The sequence below is a fragment of the Streptomyces sp. 3MP-14 genome (assembly GCF_006334905.2).
In the GTDB taxonomy this organism is placed as follows: domain Bacteria; phylum Actinomycetota; class Actinomycetes; order Streptomycetales; family Streptomycetaceae; genus Streptomyces; species Streptomyces triticirhizae.
Genome location: NZ_VDLZ02000004.1, coordinates 345,388 through 363,849 on the forward strand (window position 1 = coordinate 345,388; position 18,462 = coordinate 363,849).

Below are 18,462 nucleotides of genomic sequence, written 5' to 3' on the forward strand. Positions count from 1 at the left end.
GCTGACGCCGTGGTGGACCAGCGGCCTGGTCCGACGCCTTGCTGAGCGCGCTGGGGGATTCCTCGACGGAAGTCACGATCGGCCCTCGTTGGTCTCGGCGTTCACGGCCGCCTCGGTCTGCTCGATGCCGGCCGGCGCGAAGCCGGTCTGGCCCCTCTCTGCCAGTTCCTGGAGGTAGGCGTCGTACTCCTCGGGCGACACGACCCGGACGTTGAAGAGCATCCGCGAGTGGTCGACGCCGCACATCTCGGCGCACTTGCCCAGGAAGGTGCCCTGGCGGTCCGGGGTCACCTCGAAGGTGTTGACGTGCCCGGGGATCGCGTCCTGCTTCATCAGGAACGGAACCACCCAGAAGGAGTGCACCACGTCCCTGGACGTGATGATGAACTGCACGGTCTCACCCTCGGGGAGGACCAGCGTCGGGCCCGGGTTCCCGGTCTCGGGGTCACGGTCGGCGGGGGTGCCGATCTCGTAGACGCCGTCCGCGTTCTCCGGAACCCGCTCCATCATCCGGTCCGGGATGGAGGCCAACTCCTCGGCGTCGTGGGCGTAGTCGTCCGAGACGCCCACGGGCTCCAGGTAGTTGAACGCCCAACTCCACTGGAAGCCCACCACGTTGATCACGTGGTCCGGCTCGTCGGAGGTCTCCAGCAGCTCGGTCTGGTCCCGCGCGGTGAAGTAGAAGAGCACCGAGACGATGAGCAGCGGCACGAGCGTGTAGAGCGCCTCGATGGGCACGTTGTAGCGGTTCTGCGGGGGAATCTCGACCTTGGTCCGCGACCGCCGGTGGAAGAAGACACTCCACAGGATCAGGCCCCAGACCAGCACCCCGGTTGCCAGTGCGGCGGCCCAGGAACCCTGCCACAGGGCCAGGATGCGGGGCGCCTCCTCCGTGACCGGGGTGGGCATACCGAGTCGGGGGAAGTCCTCGGATGTGCAACCTGTCGCGGTTGCCAGGACCAGGCCCGCGATCAGCGCCTGCGGCAGAACCCGCCGCATCGGGCGCCGCGACGAGCGGTCGGAGCCGTTGGGACTCACGTAGCGCCTTCCCGAGAGTCTCGCCCATGTCCGGGCTGCCATCGCACGGAGCGGGGCCGGCCCTGGCACGGGCAGGGTTTGGATGTTTATGCGGACCAAACCCTACTGGACGTCCCCGGGCGCCACGCGGGGAGGGTGCCCAACGCGCCGCGAGGGGCCACGAAGGGCGTGCTGGGCCGCTGTTCCGGGGTTGTTAGCGTGGCGCTCGTGGCTTACTTCGACGCGGCGTCGGCGCTGCCTCTTCACCCGGTCGCCCAACAGGCCCTGGTGGCCGCCGTCGCGGACGGCTGGGCCGATCCGGCCCGACCGCACCGGGAGGGCCGCCGGGCGCGGCTGTTGCTGGACGCGGCCAGGGAGACGGCGGCGGAGGCGGTCGGGTGTCGCCCGGACGAGTTGGTCTTCACCTCGTCGGGGACGGCGGCGCTGCACCGGGGGGTTGCCGGGGCGTTGGCCGGTCGGGCCAGGGCCGGGCGGCATCTGCTGGTCTCGGCCGTGGAGCACTCGGCGGTGCTGCACGCGGCCGAGGCGCACGGGGCGGCGGGCGGCACCACGGCGGAGATCCCGGTGGACCGCCTCGGGCGGGTGACTCCCGGGGCGGTGGCCGAGGCGCTGGGCGCGGCGCCTGGCCCGACGGCTCTGGTGTGTGTGCAGTCCGCCAACCACGAGGTGGGCACGGCGCAGCCGGTGGCCGAGATCGCGGCGGAGTGCCGGGCCGCCGGCGTGCCGCTGCTGGTGGACGCGGCGCAGTCGTTGGCGTGGGGGCGGGTCGGGGGCGACTGGTCGCTGTTGGCGGCGAGCGCGCACAAGTGGGGCGGCCCTTCGGGGGTCGGCCTGTTGGCGGTGCGGAAGGGCACGCGGTTCGCGCCGGTGGCCCCGGTGGACGAGCGGGAGTCCGGGCGGGTGCCCGGCTTCGAGAACATCCCCGCCGTCGTGGCGGCCGCCGCCTCGCTGCGCGCGGTGCGGGCGGAGGCGGCGGCCGAGGCGACCCGGCTGACGGCGCTGGTGGAACGGGTGCGCACTCGGGTGCCCGAACTGGTGCCCGACGTGGAGGTGGTGGGCGACCCGGTGCGCCGGCTGCCGCACCTGGTGACGTTCTCCTGTCTCCATGTCGACGGTGAGGCGTTGCTGCACGCCCTGGACCGGGCGGGGTTCTCGGTCTCCTCCGGCTCCTCGTGCACGTCGAGCACCCTGACGCCCAGCCATGTGCTGCGGGCGATGGGGGTGTTGTCGGAGGGGAACGTGCGGGTGTCGCTGCCGCCGGGCACCGCGCCGGAGGAGGTGGACCGCTTTCTCGACGTGCTGCCCGGGGTGGTGGCCGGGGTGCGGGCGCAGCTGGCGGCACCGGGCGCGGGCGCTGACCCGACCAGGCCGCCGGCGGAACCGGCGGCCGGGGAGACCTCTGGCGAGGGGCCGGCCGGGGAGCTGGTGATCGACTCGCTGGGGAAGCGCTGCCCGATCCCGGTGATCGAGCTGGCCCGCGCGATCGGGCGGGTCCCGGTGGGCGGGACGATCACGGTGCTGGCCGACGACGTCGCCGCCCGGCTGGACATCCCGGCCTGGTGCGAGATGCGCGGCCAGGAGTATCTGGGCGAGACGGCGCGGGAGGCGGACGGCGGGCCGGGCGGCTCGGCCTACCGGGTGCGGCGGCTGGCCTGAGCCGCGCGGGCCCGGCGGCGTGCCGGCCCAGCGGATGAACGTGCCGGCTCAGCGGATGAAGGGGCGGATCTCCTCGGCGGCGTCGATCCCGTAGGCCTTGGTGAAGCGCTCGACGAAGGCGCCACGGTTGAGGGTGTACTCCTGGGTGCCCACGGTCTCGATGACCAACGTGGCCACCATGCAGCCGAGTTGGGCCGCGCGTTCCAGCGAGGTGCCCCAGCTGAGGCCGGAGAGGAAGCCGGCGCGGAAGGCGTCGCCGACGCCGGTGGGGTCGGCCTTGGCGTTCTCCTCGGGGCAGCCGACCTCGACGGCGGGCTGGCCGGCGCGCTCCACGCGCACGCCCCGCGCGCCCAGGGTGGTGACGCGGGTGCCGACCTTGGCGAGCACCTCCTCGTCGCTCCAGCCGGTCTTGCTCTCGATGAGGGCCTTCTCGTACTCGTTGCTGAAGAGATAGGCCGCGCCCTCGGTCAGCAGCCGGATCTCGTCGCCCTCCATCCGGGCCAGCTGCTGGGAGAAGTCGGCGGCGAACGGGATGTTCCTGGTGCGGCACTCCTCGGTGTGGCGGAGCATCGCCTCGGGATCGTCGGCGCCGATGTGCGCGAGGTCGAGACCGCCGACCCGCTCGGCGACCAGCTGGAGTTCGATCAGCCGCGCCTCGCTCATGGCCCCGGTATAGAAGGAACCGATCTGGTTGTGGTCGGCATCGGTCGTGCAGACGAAGCGGGCGGTGTGCAGCATCTCGGAGATCCGGACGGACTCGCAGTCCACGCCGTGCCGCTCCAGCCAGACGCGGTACTCGTCGAAGTCCTGGCCCGCCGCGCCGACGAGGATCGGCCGGGCGCCCAACTGGCCCATGCCGTAACAGATGTTGGCCGCGACCCCGCCGCGTCGCACCTCCAGGCCGTCCACCAGGAAGGAGAGGGAGACCGTGTGCAGTTGGTCGCCTACCAGCTGGTCGGCGAACCGGCCGGGAAAAGTCATCAGATGGTCGTTGGCGATCGAACCTGAGACAGCGATGCGCACGAGGGCACTCCAGTGCTGGGCGGCGAGAGTCAGCGTCAGGCTACCCCGGGTGGAACCTTCGGTGAGGGGCCGTCGTCACACGGGTGAGACCGCCGACCGAGCCGAGGAGCGCACCCGTGACGGAGACGGACGAGAGCCACGAGGAGACCCGCCGCCGGTGGCCCACCGTGACGGCGGTGGCGGCCGGCATGGTCCTGCTCGCCGGCGCGCTCTACGGCGTCGGCCTCGCGAGGGACGGGGACCAGGCCGACGCGGGGCGCTCGGGGGACGAGCCGCTGGCGCTCGACGCCGGGAGCGGCGCCGGCGAGCTGGCGCGTGACGAGCTGACGGTCTCGCCCGCCGAGCGGAGCGCGCTTCCGGGCCCGCTGGTGCTGGGCGAGGACCCGCCGTCGGCGCCCGATGCGGCCGCCGTCTACCGCTTCGAGGAGGCGGGCGTGGACGCCGAGCGGGTGGCCGGGCTGGCCGCCGACCTCGGCCTGGTCGGCGAACCCGAGGCGGCGGGCGGCAGTTGGTCGGTGGTCGGCACGCCGGAGGGGACGCGGCGGGGCGCGCTGCTGGTCGCCGACGAGGCGCCGGGGCACTGGTTCTACTCCCTGGACGGCGCGGTGCCGGACGGCGGCGAGGTCGCCGAGCGGCCGGCCGACCCCGGCATAGCCCCGGGCGAGCCCGACCCCTCGGGCGGCGGGTTGGACCCGGACTCCTCGGTCTCGTCGGACGAGATGCCGCCGGCCGACCAGCCGCCCGCCGTCTCGGAGGAGGTGGCGCTCCAGGCCGCCGAGCCGCTGCTGAGCGCGCTGGATCTCGGCGACGGCGCGGTCGACGCCGCCACGGTGTCGGGCCCCCACCGCCTGGTGGTGGCCGAGCCGGTGGTGGACGGTTTGCCGGTGGCCGGCATGGACCTGGTGGCGACCGTGGGCCCGGACGGCGAGGTGGTCTCGGCCTCGGGGACGCTCGGGGTGCCGTCGGCCGGCGAGGAGCGGGCGGTGACCGACGCGCTCGCCGCGCTGGAGCGGATCAACGAGGCCGCCGAGACGGCCGCCGCCCGGGACATCGGCCGGCCCTGCCTCCAGCAGCCGGAGCCCGGCGCGCTGCCCGAGGCCGAGGGCGTCGAGCCGGCCCTGCCCGACCTGCCCTGCGACGGGCAGCCCGACGCGGGCGAACCGACGCCGGCCACCGTTGAGTTGGGGCTGTCCCTGGAGCGCTCGGCGGGCGAGCCGCTGCTGGTGCCGGCGTGGATCTTCCGCGCCGAGGGCGCCGACGGGCAGCGCTACGCGGTGGGCGAGCCGGCGGTGGAGCACGTCCTCTCCTCCGCCTCGGCCGACTCCTCGGGCGAGGCCGGGGACGACGCCTCGGGCGACTCCTCGGGCGACGTGGACGAGGACGCCTCCGACGCGCGTCCTGGTGACGCGGGCGCGGGCGAGGACGGCGCCGAGGGCACCGAGGAGGTGGCGCCGACCGAGCCGGTCGAGCAGCCGACCGCCGGCCTGTGGGTGGCCGACCACTCCCCCGAGGCGACCACCCTGACCGTGCACTTCTGGGCCGGGGTCTGCGACACCTACGAGGTGACGGCCACGGAGTCGGCGGACGAGGTCGTGCTCGGCGTCGAGGCGACGAACCCCGACTCCGACGAGGTCTGCATCATGCTGGCCGAGCAGCAGACGGACGAGGTGACCCTCCAGGCCCCGGTCGGCGACCGGCGGCTGGTCGACGCGCAGGGCCGGACGGTGGCGGCGCACTGAGCCAGCGCCCCGCCGGGGCACCCTTACTCCGCATCGCGCACACGAACGAGGGGCGGTGCCCGGAGAGTTCCTGGCACCGCCCCTCGTCACGGTGGCGGTCGACGCCGGCCGCCCGCAGCGGGGCGGGCCGGCGGCCGGCTCAGCTGAAGGAGTCGCCACAGGCGCAGGAGCCGGTGGCGTTGGGGTTGTCGATGGTGAAGCCCTGCTTCTCGATGGTGTCGACGAAGTCGATGGAGGCGCCGCCGAGGTAGGGGGCGCTCATCCGGTCGGTGACGACCTTGACGCCGTCGAAGTCCTTGACCACGTCGCCGTCGAGCGAGCGCTCGTCGAAGAAGAGCTGGTAGCGCAGACCGGAACACCCGCCGGGCTGGACCGCCACGCGCAGCGCCAGATCGTCACGCCCTTCCTGCTCCAGCAGGCCCCTGACCTTGGCCACGGCCGCGTCGGAAACGATGATGCCGTCGCTTACAGCGGCCTCTTCCGTTACGGACATCTGCGTATCTCCCGGGTAGTTCGGAATGCTCTGCCGAGGGCGGGAACGGCCGGCCCGCCGATGTTATTCCCGGCCCGCCGCGCCTTCTTCCCCTGTCGTTCTCCCCTCATGCTCGCACACCGGGCGGCGCGCGCACACGGGCCCGGGGAGAGTGACGCGTTCCGCAGGCGATCGGCATCGTCAAACTGACGCGAAGGAGTTATGCTCCATAACGTCAGTACGACGAAAAGTCAGGGAAAGACCCCCGCACGACCCACTGAAGAAAGGGTGCCTGTCGTGACCAGCGCCCAGCCCCTTGACGTCGAGCCCACCCCGTTGGCGCTGCTGCTGCTCGGCCGGGAGTCCGATCCGGCCAGCGAGCGCGGCGTCGACTGCCCGGGGGACCTGCCGGCCCCCTCCGACCCCGACCTGGTAGCGCGGGCGCGGGCCGCCAAGGAGGCCCTCGGGGACCGCGTCTTCGTCCTCGGGCACCACTACCAGCGCGACGAGGTCATCCAGTTCGCCGACGTCACCGGCGACTCCTTCAAGCTGGCCAGGGACGCCGCCGCCCGCCCCGAGGCGGAGTTCATCGTGTTCTGCGGCGTTCACTTCATGGCCGAGTCCGCCGACATTCTGACCGGCGACGACCAGCGGGTGATCCTGCCCGATCTGGCGGCCGGCTGCTCCATGGCCGACATGGCCACCGCCGAGCAGGTCGCCGAGGCTTGGGACGTCCTCACCGAGGCAGGCGTGGCCGGCGACACGGTGCCGGTCAGCTACATGAACTCCTCGGCCGACATCAAGGCGTTCACCGGCCGCCACGGCGGCACCATCTGCACCTCGTCCAACGCCAGGCGCGCCCTGACCTGGGCGTTCGAGCAGGTCGGCGAGAACGGCAAGGTGCTCTTCCTGCCCGACCAGCACCTGGGCCGCAACACCGCCGTGCGCGACCTGGGCCTCTCGCTCGACGACTGCGTGGTCTACAACCCGCACCGCCCCGGCGGCGGCCTCACCGTCGACCAGCTGCGGCGGGCGAAGATGATCCTGTGGCGCGGCCACTGCTCGGTGCACGGCCGCTTCTCCCTGGACTCGGTCAACGAGGTCCGCGAGCGCATCCCGGGCGTCAACGTCCTGGTGCACCCCGAGTGCCGCTACGAGGTCGTCGCCGCAGCCGACCAGGTGGGCTCGACCGAGCACATCATCGCAACCCTGGACGCCGCGCCCGAGGGCAGCCGGTGGGCGGTGGGCACCGAGCTGAACCTGGTGCGCCGGCTCGCCAACCGCTACGCCGAGCAGGGCAAGGAGATCGTCTTCCTGGACCGCACGGTCTGCTTCTGCTCCACCATGAACCGGATCGATCTGCCGCACCTGGTCTGGTCGTTGGAGTCGCTGGCCGCCGGCAAGGTGATCAACCGCATCGAGGTGGACCGCGCCACCGAACACGACGCCAAGCTGGCCCTGGAGCGGATGCTGGCCCTCCCCTGAGCCACCGTTCGCGTCGAGCGACGCATTCGGGCCCGGACCTCCGCGTGGAGGGTCCGGGCCCGAAGCCTTGATCAGCGCGCGAGCGGCGCGGCGAGCCCTCAGTCGGGAATCAGCCCGTCCTCGGTCAGCATGGCCCGCACCTCGTCGATGGTCGCCTCGGGTGCGGGCAGGATCAGCTCCGAGGGCTCAAGCGAGTCCTCGGGAAGCGGCGCGCCCAGGGTGCGGACGGCCTCCAACAGGGCCGTGAGCGTGCGACGGAAGCCGGCCTCGTCCCCCGACTCCACCTCCGCGAGCAGTTCGTCGTCCAGCTCGTTGAGGGTGGGGAAGTGGCTGTCGTCCAGCTTCACCTGGCCCTCCCCCATGATCCGCACGATCATGTCGTTCTCCCGGCTCTCGCGCTCACACACATCGGTCGAAGGTGGTCAGCCAACGATCTCATCGGTCACTGCTTGTCGAACTTCGGGGACTGCTCCTGCTCCTGCGTCTGGGGGGCAGCCGCGTCGCCGCCCTCGATCGCCTGGCGCTGCGCGGAGCTGCCGCCGGCCAGCTCGGCCTTCATCCGCTCCAGCTCGAACTCGACGTCCGCGTTCCCCGAGATGCGGTCCAGCTCGGCGGTGAGGTCGTCCCTGGAGGTGCCCGTCTGGTCGTCCAGGGCGCCGGACGCCAGCAGCTCGTCGATCGCGCCGGAGCGCGCCTGGAGCTGGGCGGTCTTGTCCTCGGCGCGCTGGATCGCCATGCCGACGTCGCCCATCTCCTCGGAGATGCCGGAGAACGCCTCGCCGATCCTGGTCTGCGCCTGGGCCGCCGTGTAGGTGGCCTTGATGGTCTCCTTGCGGGTGCGGAACGCGTCGACCTTGGCCTGGAGTCGCTGGGCGGCCAGGGTGAGCTTGTTCTCCTCCGTCTGGAGCGTCTCGTGCTGCTGCTGGAGGTCGCTGATCTGCTGCGAGAGCGCGGCCCTGCGGGTCAGCGCCTCGCGGGCCAGATCCTCCCGGCCCAGGGCCAGGGCCTTCTTGCCCTGCTCCTCCAGCTTGCCGGACTGGGTGTTGAGCTGGTTGAGCTGGAGTTCGAGCCGCTTGCGCGAGGTGGCCACGTCGGCCACCCCACGGCGCACCTTCTGCAGGAGCTCCAGCTGCTTCTGGTACGAGTAGTCGAGAGTCTCGCGCGGGTCCTCGGCCCGATCCAGGGCCTTGTTCGCCTTCGCGCGGAAGATCATCCCCATCCGCTTCATGACACCGCTCATGGGCTTCGCGCGCCCCCTTCTCGCCGGGCTCGAACCGATGGCCGTCTGTCCAGCCGCTTGAACTGCTGATCCCCTACTACCCTACGGGGCCCCTATCCATTAGCGCACCGCTCGGCCGCGAATGGGTCCTCCCCAAGGACGATCACGCCGCGCGGCTCTCCCGCCCAGGGACGAGGGGACGCCTACGGGTGGTTCCCACCGGACCGTCCCGGGGTCCGCGACCGGGTGCGTGAACGGGACGTTGCGAGATCGTTCCCGGCAGACCCGGCCGGCAACCCGTCTGGGGGCCGTAGTCTGGGACACGTGTTCCGAAGTCGTGCCAAAGAAGACGCCAAGACCGAGTCCGCGAACGAGGCGGCCGAGACCCGCCCCGAGCGGGACCCTCAGGCGCCCAAGGGTCGCCCCACGCCCAAGCGCAGCGAGGCCGAGGCCCTGCGCAAGGCCGTGGCCAAGCCCGCCACGAGCCGCAAGGAGGCCGCGCAGCGCGCCAAGAAGGCCCGCCGCGCGGCGCTGGACAAGCAGCGCCAGGCGCTGCTGACCGGCGACGAGAAGCACCTCCCGGCGCGCGACCGCGGCCCGGTGCGCCGCTACGCGCGGGACTTCGTGGACAGCGGCTGGCACATCGCCGAGTTCTTCCTGCCGATCGCCGTGCTGATCCTGGTGATGAGCATGATCCCGGCGACCATGGGCTTCGCGCTGATGCTGTGGATGGCCGTGATCGTGGGCATCGTCCTCGACTCGGTCCTGCTCACCCGCCGGCTCAAGAAGCGGCTGCGCGAGCGCTACCCGGACGAGAACCTGCGCGGCTCCAGCGCCTACGCGCTGATGCGGACGCTCCAGATGCGGCGGATGCGGCTGCCCAAGCCGCAGATCAAGCGCGGCGAAGAGCCCCGCTGACCTCGGCGGGGCGGGGCGCTGACCCGCGCGGGGCGGGCCGCGCCTTCTGGCCCGCAACGGCGTAGCGCCCCTCCCCCGCGCCGGCACGGGCAGCGGCCACAATGCCCGTTATGGCCACCCCGCTCCCGTTCCGTCCCGTGCTGGTCCCGCTCTGTGCGGTGGCGCTGCTGGCCGGCGCCGCCGGCTGCACCACCGAGTCCGACGCCTCGGGCCCCGACCACCCGCAGGCCGAGGCGCCCGAGCCCACGGTCACCGGCGAGCTGGAGCAGACCTACCAGGACGTGGTCAACGACGTGCTGCCCTCGGTCGTGCAGATCACCACGGAGAACCAGCAGGGCTCGGGCATCGTCTACGACGACGAGGGCCACATCGTCACCAACGCTCACGTCGTCGCCAGCGAGGAGTCCTTCGACGTGACGCTGGCGACCGGGCAGCGCCCGCTGGAGGCCGAGCTGGTCAGCGCCTACCCCGAGCAGGATCTCGCCGTCCTCGAACTGACCGACCCGCCCGACCAGTTGCGGCCGGCCACCTTCGGCGACTCGTCCAGCGTGCGCGTCGGCCAGATCGTGCTCGCCATGGGCAACCCGCTGGGCCTGTCCTCCAGCGTCACCCAGGGCATCGTCTCGGCCGTGGGCCGGGCCGTCAGCGAGGGCGAGGGCGAGGCCACCCTCGGGAACATGGTGCAGACCTCGGCGGCCATCAACCCGGGGAACAGCGGGGGCGCGCTGGTCAACCTCTCCGGGCAGGTGATCGGCATCCCCACCCTCTCCGCCCGCGACCCCGGCATGGGGGGCGGCACGGCGCCCGGCATCGGCTTCGCCATCCCGGCCTCAACCGTGACGTTCATCGCCGACCAACTCATCGAACACCGCCGGGTCGTGGACTCCGGGCGGGCGGCCCTCGGTGTCTCGGTGCGCACCGTGCTGGGCGACGGGTTCCAGCCGGCCGGCGCCGCCATCGTCGAGGCCACCGAAGGCGGTCCCGCCGAACGCGCCGGGCTGCGGGCCGGGGACGTGCTCGTGGAGCTGGCGGGCGACGAGGTCACCGACGTGGTCTCGCTGGCCGAGGCGCTGGCCACCCACCGCCCCGACCAGACCGTCTCCGTCGCCTACCTGCGCAACGACGAACGACGCACCGCCGACGTCGAGTTGGGCGAGGCCTGAGCCCCGCCCCGGCCGGCGGGGGTCAGTCCTCGACGGCGCTGTGCAGGCTCATCGGCCCGTAGACCTTGGAGCCGTCCTCCAGCAGCGTCACCTGGTCGATGCCGCCGTCGAGCAGCTCCGGCCAGATCTCGCCGATCCAGGACTCGGCGTCGCCCTGCGTCCCGAAGTCCCCCGGGTCCTGCGGCGGTTCGGTCGCCGAGCCGTCCGCCTTCTCGAAGCGCCACTCCCACGCCATGCAAAGCCTCCGCTCACACCGTGACTGACTGCTCGCAGACTAGATCACACCCCGCGCCGGGACGCACCACCGCGCGCCGCGCACCACCCGCGCACGCCGGCGTCATCCGGACGACCCCAGCTCCACCGGGACATGACTCTCGTCCACCACACAGAACCTGTTCCCCTCCGGGTCGGCCAACACCACGAAGTCCGGATCGGGTGGAAAGTGACACCAGTCGACCCGGGTGGCGCCCAGCGCCACGAGCCGCGCCACCTCCGCCTCCTGGGCCTCAGCGCTCTCCGCGAGGAGATCGAGATGGAGCCGGGGCAGCGGCTCCGGCGGACTCCCGCTGGCGGGCAGCGCTATCGGCACCCCCGCCTCGCCGGGGCGCGGCTGAAGGGTCACCACCTCCCCGGGGAAGCGGGGCGGCCGCCTGACGAAGCCAAGCGCCTCCGTCCAGAAGGCGGCGGCCCGTTCGACGTCATCAGCGCCCAGTACCAGAAGTCCCATCCGCAGCATGGTTCGGAGCGTAGCCGCGACCACTGACAGTCAGCTGAAGTCGGCCGCCCGTCGGCAGGCTCCGCCCGCGTGGGACCGGAGGGGCGGCGGTACCCTCGTGCGCATGAGTGAGGGCGGTCTGCGACTCGACGACTTCGGCGAACTGATCGAACGTCCCAGCGCCAGGCTCCGCCGACAGGCGGAGGCGCGGCGGGCCACACTGACCGTGCCGCCCAAGGCGTTGGGCCGGCTCGACGAGATCGCCGCCTGGCTGGCGGCCGCCCAGGGCCAGGTGCCGGTGCGGCCCGTCGAACGCCCCAGGGCGCTGCTGTTCGCCGGCGACCACGGGGTCGCCGAACTGGGCGTCTCCGGCCGACCGGCCGGCTCCACCGTGGAGTTGGTGCGCGCCACGCTCGACGGCACGGGCCCGGCGGCGGTGCTGGCCCGTCAACTCGGCGTTCCACTGCGGGTGATCGACCTCTCCGTGGACTGCCCGGCCGACGAGCTGCCCGCCGAGGTCACCCGGCACCGGGTGCGGCGCGGCTCGGGCCGGCTGGACATCGAGGACACCCTGACCGAGGAGGAGACGGAGGCCGCCTTCCGCGCCGGGATGGCGATCGCGGACGAGGAGGCCGACGCCGGCACCGACCTGCTGGTCCTCGGCGACCTCTCGGTGGGCGGCACCACGGCCGCCGGCGCCCTGGTGGCGGCGATGTGCGGAACGGACGCCTCGGTGGTCACCGGGCGGGGCGCGGTGCGCATCGACGACCTCGCCTGGATGCGCAAGTGCGCGGCGATCAGGGACGGCCTGCGCCGGGCCCGGCCGGTGCTGGGCGACCAACTCCGCCTGCTGGGCACCCTCGCGGGTGCCGACCTGACCGCGATGACGGGCTTCCTCCTCCAGTGCGCGGTGCGCCGCACTCCGGTGATCCTCGACGGGGTGGTCTCGGTGGCCTGCGCGCTGGTCGGCCAGCGGATCGCGTTCCGCGCCCCCGACTGGTGGCTGGCCGGCCAGCGCAGCGGCGAGCCGGCGCAGGCCAAGGCGCTGGAACGGATGACGCTGGACCCGCTGCTCGACCACGGCGTCACCATCGGCGAGGGCAGCGGCGCGCTGCTCGCTCTCCCCCTCGTCCGCGCGGCGGCCGCCCTGGCAGCGGAGCTGCCCCCGGCGCCGGAGCCTCCGGCGGCGCGGGCGGACGGCGCGGAGGCGCAGGCGCCTCCGGCGGGGAGCGGTACGGCGTAGGCGGCGGGTGGTCGGGCGTAGGCGCCTGCGGCGCCGGGGCCGGGGCCCCCGGCGGCGGCCGCGGTTACGGCGGAGAGGGGCTCCGCTTCCGTGTCTTCCGCACCGTTGCGCCGAGCGGCACCGCCCCCGAGCGCCGCGTGCTCCTACCAGGCTTCCGTCCGCCGAGGGCCGTTCCTCATCGGCCCGGCTCCGGCAGCACCGGTGGCGGTGGCGGCGGGCGAGTAACGACCGTTGCAGCATCGGCACTTCGTTCCCTGACGCGGAACACGGACAGCTGGCGCGTCAACGGTCGGTGCCCGGCATGGCACGGACGACCCGCGAGGCGTCGCCCCGCGCACAACCGGAGGACCGTTCCGGATGCGAAGCTCCGCTGCCCAGGCCCGGCACTCCGGGAGGAAGCGGGCCCTCCCGCCGAGGGCGTTCACGAAGCGCGAACTCCCCGGCGCGACGCGAAACGGACACCCGCTCCGCAGGGACGCACCGCGTTCCCTTTCGCGACAGCGATCACCCGGGCCTCAGGCACCGGGCACGATTCGGCGCTGCCCAGGGCCCGTCCGTAAGGAAGCGCCGAAGCCCGCGCCGGGCCCCGGCGTCGCCGCGCGGCGCGCCCCACCGCACATCCCGTTCGTCCGCTGCCCCCCACCATCGCCAGGGGCGGCCGGAGCCGCTGACGAGAAGTCGGGCCAGCGGCCCCGCACGAGCGGACAGCGCGCCCGGCGCGCACGCCCGGCGCGGAGCGCTCGCGCTCCCCGGCGCGGCGCGCAGCGCCGGCGCGCCTCCCGGAAGGCACAGCGCCCAGCGTCACGTTCCCTCCCGTTCCCCCGTCGGCGTGCCGCCCAGCCAGTCCTGGATCTTGCGGTTGGGTCTGGCCCAGCGCCGGTCGTGGCGGCGGGCGCGGCGGGCGGCGCGGGCCGCGAAGCGGGGGTGGTGGCGGTAGACGCGGCGCGCCCACGGCGAGTCGGGGCGGGCCAGGCGCAGCGCGCCGAAGATCGCGATCAGCGGCACCAGCACGCCGAAGACCGCGAGCTTCGGCTTGCCCTTGACCAGGCAGATCAGCGCGCACACGAAGTGCAGCAGCAGCGTGCCGATGAGTCCGCCCCGGTTGTCGCGGTCGTCGGGCGACAGGCCGTCAACTCCCAGCGGCAGGAAGCCGAGCAGCAGCATCCCGCCCAGCGCACTGGTGATCAGCACGATCTCGACGCTCTGTCGGCCCTGCTCGGACCAGTAGACGTCCTGCATGTAGAGGATCAGCGCGAACTCGTCCAGGACCAGTCCCGCGCCGATCCCGAAGAGCACCGCAAGCACCCCGGCCGCCCAGCCGCGCCCGCCGGTCGCCACCCCGCCGAAGCCGCCGACCAGCATCAGCAGCACCCCGGGCACCACATGGTGAACGTGGTGCCCGCCGGCCGAGACGTCGTGGAAGGGACCCTTGCCCGCGCGGATCATGCGGGTCACGCAGCGGGTGATCGCGAAGGTCAGCACGAAGGCGAGCAGCGCGAAGAGCAACGGCTGCTTGCCCGGTTCGACGATGTTCCGATACCACCAGTCCTCCATGACGGCCCAGCGTTGTCGGGCTACCCTGCGAACTGATGAACGCCACGCCGCCGTTGCCGCCCCTGCCGCCCGCTGGCCCTCCCCCGGCCACCGGGATGGCGGCACTGCCGGACGGGCTCCGGTTCGCGGTGGGCGCCCTGACGGCCTGGCAGCCGGCGGGCCGGCGCGTTGACCGCCCGGCCGCGACGGCGGGGATGCGGCTGGCCCCGCTCGTGGGCCTGGCGCTCGGCGCGCTGGCCGGCGGGCTGTGCTGGGTGCTGCTGGAGCTGGAGGCCGGCTGGCTGCTGACGGCGGTGCTGACGGTCGCGCTGCTGGCCCTGCTCACCCGGGGCTTGCCGTTGGAGGGCCTGGCGGGATTCGCCGACGCGTTGGCCTCCCGCCGTTCCCCCGCCGAGGCGCTGGCCGTGGCGCGGGGTCCCGGGCTGGGCCGGTCCGGCGGGTTGGCGTTGCTCTTCGCGGTGCTCGTCCAGGTCGCCGCCGTGCACGAACTCGCCGGGCATGGCAGGGACTACGCGGCGGGCGCGGTGCTGGTCGCGGTGGTGACCGCGCGGGCCGGGGTGGCCTGGGCGTGCCGCGAGGTGCCGGCGGCCGAGGGGGACGGGTTCGGCGCGCTGGTGGCCCGCGCCGTGCCGACGTCGGTGGCGCTGCCGTTGGCGGCGTTGACCGCGCTGTTCGCGGGCGGCGTGGGGTCGTTGGCCGCCGGGGAGCCGGGGGCCGGGGCGGTGATCGGGGTGGCAACGGTGGCGTTGGGGCTGAGCGCGGCGGAGTTGGTGCTCTGGCAGGCGCGCGCCCGGCTGGGCGGGTTGACCGAGGGGGTGTTGGGGGCGGTCAGCGAGACCGTCACCGCCGTCGCTCTGGTCACCCTGGTGGTGGGCGCGACCTGATCCCGGTGCCGGGTAGGGGTGCGGCGTAGTCTTCTGTGCCGGATGGTCGGTGGCCGACGCTTTCCGGCCAGGTCCAGGCACTCCAGCATGTGACGCTCACAAGGACGGAATCCCACACCGTGACTGCACTGACCCTCAGCAATCTCTCCGCGGCGACCGTGCCGGCGGACGCCGTTGTGATCGGCGTCGCCCAGAGCGACTCGGGGCCGGTGCTGGCCGCCGGCTCGGCTCCGGCGGCGGCCGTGGACGCCGCGACGGGCGGAACGCTGACCGCGACCCTGACCACGCTGGGCGCCAAGGGCGCCGAGCTGGAGATCACCAAGGTGCCGACGCCCGAGGGCGTCTCCGCGCCGCTGCTGGTGGCGGTCGGGCTCGGCGCGGTGCCCGATGAGGGGGCCGCGTTCGACCCGGAGCAGCTGCGGAAGGCGGCGGGCGCCGCGTCCAGGGCACTGAGCGGGCGGGAGCACGTGGCGTTCGCGCTGCCGGTCGCCGACGCTGCGGCCGTTGCGGCGGTGGCGGAGGGCGCGCTGCTGGGTGCCTACCGTTTCACCGCGTTCCGTGGCCGTGACTTCGACGCCTCGGAGGGCGCGCCGCCCAGCCGGTTCACCGTGCTCGACGAGGCGGCCGCTGACGACGCCCACACCGAGGCGGCGGAGCGCGCGCTGGTGGTGGCCGAGGAGGTGCGCCGGGCGCGCGATCTGATCAACACGCCCCCCGCCGACCTGACACCGGCCGGCTTCGCCGCGCTGGCCGAGGAGACCGCGCCCGGTTACGGCGTGGACGTGACGGTCTGGGACGAGGCGGCGCTGGAGGAGGGCGGCTTCGGCGGCCTGTTGGGCGTGGGCCGTGGCTCGGTCAACCCGCCCCGGCTGGTGCGCCTGGCCTACCGCAACCCGGCGGCCAGCCGGACCCTCGCGCTGGTCGGCAAGGGCATCACCTATGACTCGGGCGGCATCTCGCTCAAGCCGGCCGGCCACAACGAGACGATGAAGTGCGACATGAGCGGCGCCGCCGCCGTCTACACAGCGGTGCTGGCCGCCGCGCGGCTGGGCCTGGCGGTCAACCTCACCGGCTGGCTGGCGCTGGCCGAGAACATGCCGTCCGGCTCGGCGACCAAGCCCGGCGATGTGCTCTCCCTCTACGGCGGGAAGACCGTCGAGGTGCTGAACACGGACGCCGAGGGCCGGCTGGTGCTCGGTGACGCGCTGGTGCGCGCCAGCGAGGAGGAGCCGGACGGGGTGGTCGACGTGGCCACGCTGACCGGGGCGATGGTGGTGGCGCTGGGCGAGCGGACCATGGGCGTGCTGGGCACCGACGCGTTCCGCGACCTGCTGCACGAGACGGCGGACGAGGTCGGCGAGCCGTCGTGGCCGCTGCCGATGCCGGCCGAGCTGTCGGAGGGCCTGAAGTCGCCGGTCGCCGACCTGGCCAACGTCGCGGGCCGGATGGGCGGCGGGCTGTTCGCCGGCGTCTTCCTGCGCGAGTTCGTGCCGGCCGACCTGCGCTGGGCGCACCTGGACATCGCGGGCCCGGCGTACAACGACGGCTCCCCGCACGGCTACACGCCCAAGGGCGGCACGGGCTTCGCGGTGCGCACCCTGGTGCGCCTCGCCGAGCGCACGGCGGACGGTGACCTGGGCTGACGCCCGGGTCCGCCGGCCGGCCGCCGGCCGCGCGCGGGGGCGCGTCGGGCCGGCGGACGGTCGGCGGGCGGTCGTCGCGTGGTGGGGCGGATGTGTCGCGGTCGTCACCGGCCCGCCGTCCCACCACGGTCCAACAGGTGCGAAGATGGTCATCCGGCAGGACAGGGCCAGGCTCAACCACCCAGGCGAGCCACAACAAGCCGCACGACCCGCGGCTGACAGACGACACCGACCGGTCAGCGCAGACCGGCCAGGTGTACCCCATCCATGGAGGAACGTGACGTGGCGAACGACGCCAGCACCGTTTTCGACCTAGTGATCCTCGGAGGCGGCAGCGGTGGCTACGCCGCAGCCCTGCGCGCCTCCCAGCTGGGTCTCGACGTGGCCCTGATCGAGAAGAACAAGCTGGGCGGCACCTGTCTGCACCAGGGATGCATTCCCACCAAGGCGCTGCTGCACGCCGGCGAGATCGCCGACGCGGCGCGCGAGGGCGCCGAGTTCGGCGTGCGGACCACCTTCGACGGCATCGACATCGCGGGGGTCCACAAGTACAAGGACGGCGTGGTCGCAGGGCTCTACAAGGGGCTCCAGGGGCTGGTCGCCTCCCGGAAGATCACCTATGTGGAGGGCGAGGGCCGGCTGTCGTCGCCGACCTCCGTCGACGTGAACGGGCAGCGCTACACCGGCCGGCACATCCTGCTGGCGACGGGCTCCGTACCCCGTTCCCTGCCGGGCCTGACGATAGACGGCGACCGGATCATCTCCTCCGACCACGCCCTAGTCCTGGACCGGGTGCCCAAGTCGGCGATCGTGCTGGGCGGCGGCGTGATCGGCGTGGAGTTCGCCTCCGTCTGGAAGTCCTTCGGCGCGGACGTGACCATCGTCGAGGGCCTGCCGCACCTGGTGCCGGTGGAGGACGAGAACAGCTCCAAGCTGCTGGAGCGCGCCTTCCGCAAGCGCGGCATCAACTTCTCGCTCGGCTCCTTCTTCCAGGGCGCCGAGTACACCGACGACGGGGTGCGCGTCACCCTGGAGAACGGCAAGACCTTCGAGGCCGAGCTGCTGCTGGTGGCCATCGGCCGGGGGCCCGTCTCCCAGGGACTGGGATACGAGGAGGCCGGGGTCGCCATCGAGCGCGGCTTCGTGCAGGTGGACGAGTACTGCCGGACCAATGTGCCGACGATCTCGGCGGTCGGCGACCTGATCCCCACCCTCCAGCTGGCCCATGTCGGTTTCGCCGAGGGCATCCTGGTCGCCGAGCGGCTGGCCGGGCTCTCCCCGGTGCCGATCGACTACGACGGGGTGCCCCGGGTGACGTACTGCCACCCGGAGGTGGCCTCGGTGGGGGTCACCGAGGCGCGCGCCAAGGAGCTGTACGGCGCCGACCAGGTGGTCACCCTCAAGTACAACCTCGCGGGCAACGGCAAGAGCAAGATCCTGAAGACGGCGGGCGAGATCAAGCTCGTGCGGGTCAGGGACGGCGCCGTGGTCGGCGTGCACATGGTGGGCGACCGGCTCGGCGAGCAGGTGGGCGAGGCTCAGTTGATCTACAACTGGGAGGCGCTGCCGGCCGAGGTGGCGCAGCTCATCCACGCCCACCCGACCCAGAACGAGGCGCTGGGCGAGGCCCATCTGGCCCTCGCCGGCAAGCCACTGCATTCCCACGACTGACCCGGCCGCGTTGACCCAGAGCGCGCGTAACCCACTGCC

Annotated in this window: 17 protein-coding genes; 9 read left to right on the forward strand and 8 right to left on the reverse strand. The window is 73.3% G+C overall.

Going from position 1 to position 18,462, the window contains the following annotated elements; genetic code table 11:
* Positions 1 to 72: 72 nt before the first annotated feature.
* Positions 73 to 1,038 (reverse strand): cytochrome c oxidase subunit II, encoded by a 966-nt coding sequence (coxB, locus tag FH609_RS08300; protein WP_139666397.1) that lies wholly within the window; start codon positions 1,036 to 1,038, stop codon positions 73 to 75.
* A 207-nt stretch (positions 1,039 to 1,245) separates the two neighbouring features.
* Between coxB and FH609_RS08305 the strand changes: the two genes are divergently transcribed.
* Positions 1,246 to 2,694 carry a cysteine desulfurase/sulfurtransferase TusA family protein gene (locus FH609_RS08305; protein ID WP_139666396.1) on the forward strand — a complete coding sequence of 483 codons (1,449 nt, stop codon included), beginning with the start codon at positions 1,246 to 1,248 and terminating at the stop codon, positions 2,692 to 2,694.
* A gap of 48 nt (positions 2,695 to 2,742) precedes the next feature.
* On the opposite strand, the gene FH609_RS08310 is transcribed toward FH609_RS08305, so the two are convergent.
* Entirely contained in the window at positions 2,743 to 3,717 is a 975-nt protein-coding gene (locus tag FH609_RS08310) for a carbohydrate kinase family protein (RefSeq protein WP_139666395.1), read from the reverse strand.
* Positions 3,718 to 3,833: 116 nt separating this feature from the next.
* On the opposite strand from FH609_RS08310, the gene FH609_RS08315 reads away from it, so the two are divergent.
* The gene (locus FH609_RS08315; RefSeq protein WP_139666394.1) at positions 3,834 to 5,456 is read left to right on the forward strand and encodes a hypothetical protein; all 1,623 of its coding nucleotides are present in this window, start codon (positions 3,834 to 3,836) and stop codon (positions 5,454 to 5,456) included.
* Between the two features lie 139 nt (positions 5,457 to 5,595).
* Here FH609_RS08315 and FH609_RS08320 read toward each other — a convergent pair whose 3' ends face one another.
* Entirely contained in the window at positions 5,596 to 5,949 is a 354-nt protein-coding gene (locus FH609_RS08320) for a HesB/IscA family protein (protein ID WP_122183780.1), read from the reverse strand.
* 276 nt (positions 5,950 to 6,225) lie between these two features.
* On the opposite strand from FH609_RS08320, the gene nadA reads away from it, so the two are divergent.
* Positions 6,226 to 7,413 (forward strand): quinolinate synthase NadA, encoded by a 1,188-nt coding sequence (gene nadA / locus FH609_RS08325; protein ID WP_139666393.1) that lies wholly within the window; start codon positions 6,226 to 6,228, stop codon positions 7,411 to 7,413.
* Between the two features lie 98 nt (positions 7,414 to 7,511).
* Here nadA and pspAA read toward each other — a convergent pair whose 3' ends face one another.
* Positions 7,512 to 7,790, reverse strand: coding sequence for a PspA-associated protein PspAA (gene pspAA, locus FH609_RS08330; protein ID WP_122183797.1), 279 nt, complete (start codon positions 7,788 to 7,790; stop codon positions 7,512 to 7,514).
* 65 nt (positions 7,791 to 7,855) lie between these two features.
* A complete protein-coding gene (locus tag FH609_RS08335; protein ID WP_122183778.1) occupies positions 7,856 to 8,653 on the reverse strand; it encodes a PspA/IM30 family protein in 798 nt (265 codons plus the stop codon).
* A gap of 303 nt (positions 8,654 to 8,956) precedes the next feature.
* Here FH609_RS08335 and FH609_RS08340 point away from each other — a divergent pair, with 303 nt between their 5' ends.
* Positions 8,957 to 9,550, forward strand: a complete 594-nt coding sequence (locus tag FH609_RS08340) for a DUF3043 domain-containing protein (RefSeq protein ID WP_139666392.1) — start codon at positions 8,957 to 8,959, stop codon at positions 9,548 to 9,550.
* A gap of 110 nt (positions 9,551 to 9,660) precedes the next feature.
* Complete coding sequence (locus FH609_RS08345; RefSeq protein ID WP_139666391.1) at positions 9,661 to 10,713, forward strand: S1C family serine protease; 1,053 nt, start codon at positions 9,661 to 9,663, stop codon at positions 10,711 to 10,713.
* Between the two features lie 22 nt (positions 10,714 to 10,735).
* Here the strand turns inward: FH609_RS08345 and FH609_RS08350 are convergent, their stop codons facing one another.
* Positions 10,736 to 10,948 (reverse strand): hypothetical protein, encoded by a 213-nt coding sequence (locus tag FH609_RS08350; protein ID WP_122183775.1) that lies wholly within the window; start codon positions 10,946 to 10,948, stop codon positions 10,736 to 10,738.
* A 102-nt stretch (positions 10,949 to 11,050) separates the two neighbouring features.
* Positions 11,051 to 11,449, reverse strand: coding sequence for a VOC family protein (locus FH609_RS08355; protein ID WP_193317799.1), 399 nt, complete (start codon positions 11,447 to 11,449; stop codon positions 11,051 to 11,053).
* A 103-nt stretch (positions 11,450 to 11,552) separates the two neighbouring features.
* Between FH609_RS08355 and cobT the strand changes: the two genes are divergently transcribed.
* Entirely contained in the window at positions 11,553 to 12,671 is a 1,119-nt protein-coding gene (gene cobT / locus FH609_RS08360; protein WP_139666390.1) for a nicotinate-nucleotide--dimethylbenzimidazole phosphoribosyltransferase, read from the forward strand.
* Positions 12,672 to 13,472: 801 nt separating this feature from the next.
* On the opposite strand, the gene FH609_RS08365 is transcribed toward cobT, so the two are convergent.
* Positions 13,473 to 14,225, reverse strand: a complete 753-nt coding sequence (locus FH609_RS08365; protein ID WP_139666389.1) for a hypothetical protein — start codon at positions 14,223 to 14,225, stop codon at positions 13,473 to 13,475.
* A gap of 35 nt (positions 14,226 to 14,260) precedes the next feature.
* On the opposite strand from FH609_RS08365, the gene FH609_RS08370 reads away from it, so the two are divergent.
* From FH609_RS08370 to lpdA, 3 genes are all read left to right on the forward strand, one after another.
* The gene (locus FH609_RS08370) at positions 14,261 to 15,109 is read left to right on the forward strand and encodes an adenosylcobinamide-GDP ribazoletransferase (protein ID WP_139666388.1); all 849 of its coding nucleotides are present in this window, start codon (positions 14,261 to 14,263) and stop codon (positions 15,107 to 15,109) included.
* A gap of 119 nt (positions 15,110 to 15,228) precedes the next feature.
* Complete coding sequence (locus FH609_RS08375; protein WP_139666387.1) at positions 15,229 to 16,752, forward strand: leucyl aminopeptidase; 1,524 nt, start codon at positions 15,229 to 15,231, stop codon at positions 16,750 to 16,752.
* A gap of 282 nt (positions 16,753 to 17,034) precedes the next feature.
* Entirely contained in the window at positions 17,035 to 18,423 is a 1,389-nt protein-coding gene (gene lpdA / locus FH609_RS08380; RefSeq protein WP_139666664.1) for a dihydrolipoyl dehydrogenase, read from the forward strand.
* Positions 18,424 to 18,462 lie beyond the last annotated feature (39 nt).

Excerpts from the sequence above, each read along its gene's own strand:
- cobT (WP_139666390.1), top strand. The coding sequence starts at position 11,553 with ATGAGTGAGGGCGGTCTGCGACTCGACGACTTCGGCGAACTGATCGAA.
- FH609_RS08355 (WP_193317799.1), bottom strand. The coding sequence starts at position 11,449 with ATGCTGCGGATGGGACTTCTGGTACTGGGCGCTGATGACGTCGAACGG.
- FH609_RS08345 (WP_139666391.1), top strand. The coding sequence starts at position 9,661 with ATGGCCACCCCGCTCCCGTTCCGTCCCGTGCTGGTCCCGCTCTGTGCG.
- FH609_RS08335 (WP_122183778.1), bottom strand. The coding sequence starts at position 8,653 with ATGAGCGGTGTCATGAAGCGGATGGGGATGATCTTCCGCGCGAAGGCG.
- FH609_RS08320 (WP_122183780.1), bottom strand. The coding sequence starts at position 5,949 with ATGTCCGTAACGGAAGAGGCCGCTGTAAGCGACGGCATCATCGTTTCC.
- FH609_RS08365 (WP_139666389.1), bottom strand. The coding sequence starts at position 14,225 with ATGGAGGACTGGTGGTATCGGAACATCGTCGAACCGGGCAAGCAGCCG.
- FH609_RS08350 (WP_122183775.1), bottom strand. The coding sequence starts at position 10,948 with ATGGCGTGGGAGTGGCGCTTCGAGAAGGCGGACGGCTCGGCGACCGAA.
- pspAA (WP_122183797.1), bottom strand. The coding sequence starts at position 7,790 with ATGATCGTGCGGATCATGGGGGAGGGCCAGGTGAAGCTGGACGACAGC.
- FH609_RS08370 (WP_139666388.1), top strand. The coding sequence starts at position 14,261 with ATGAACGCCACGCCGCCGTTGCCGCCCCTGCCGCCCGCTGGCCCTCCC.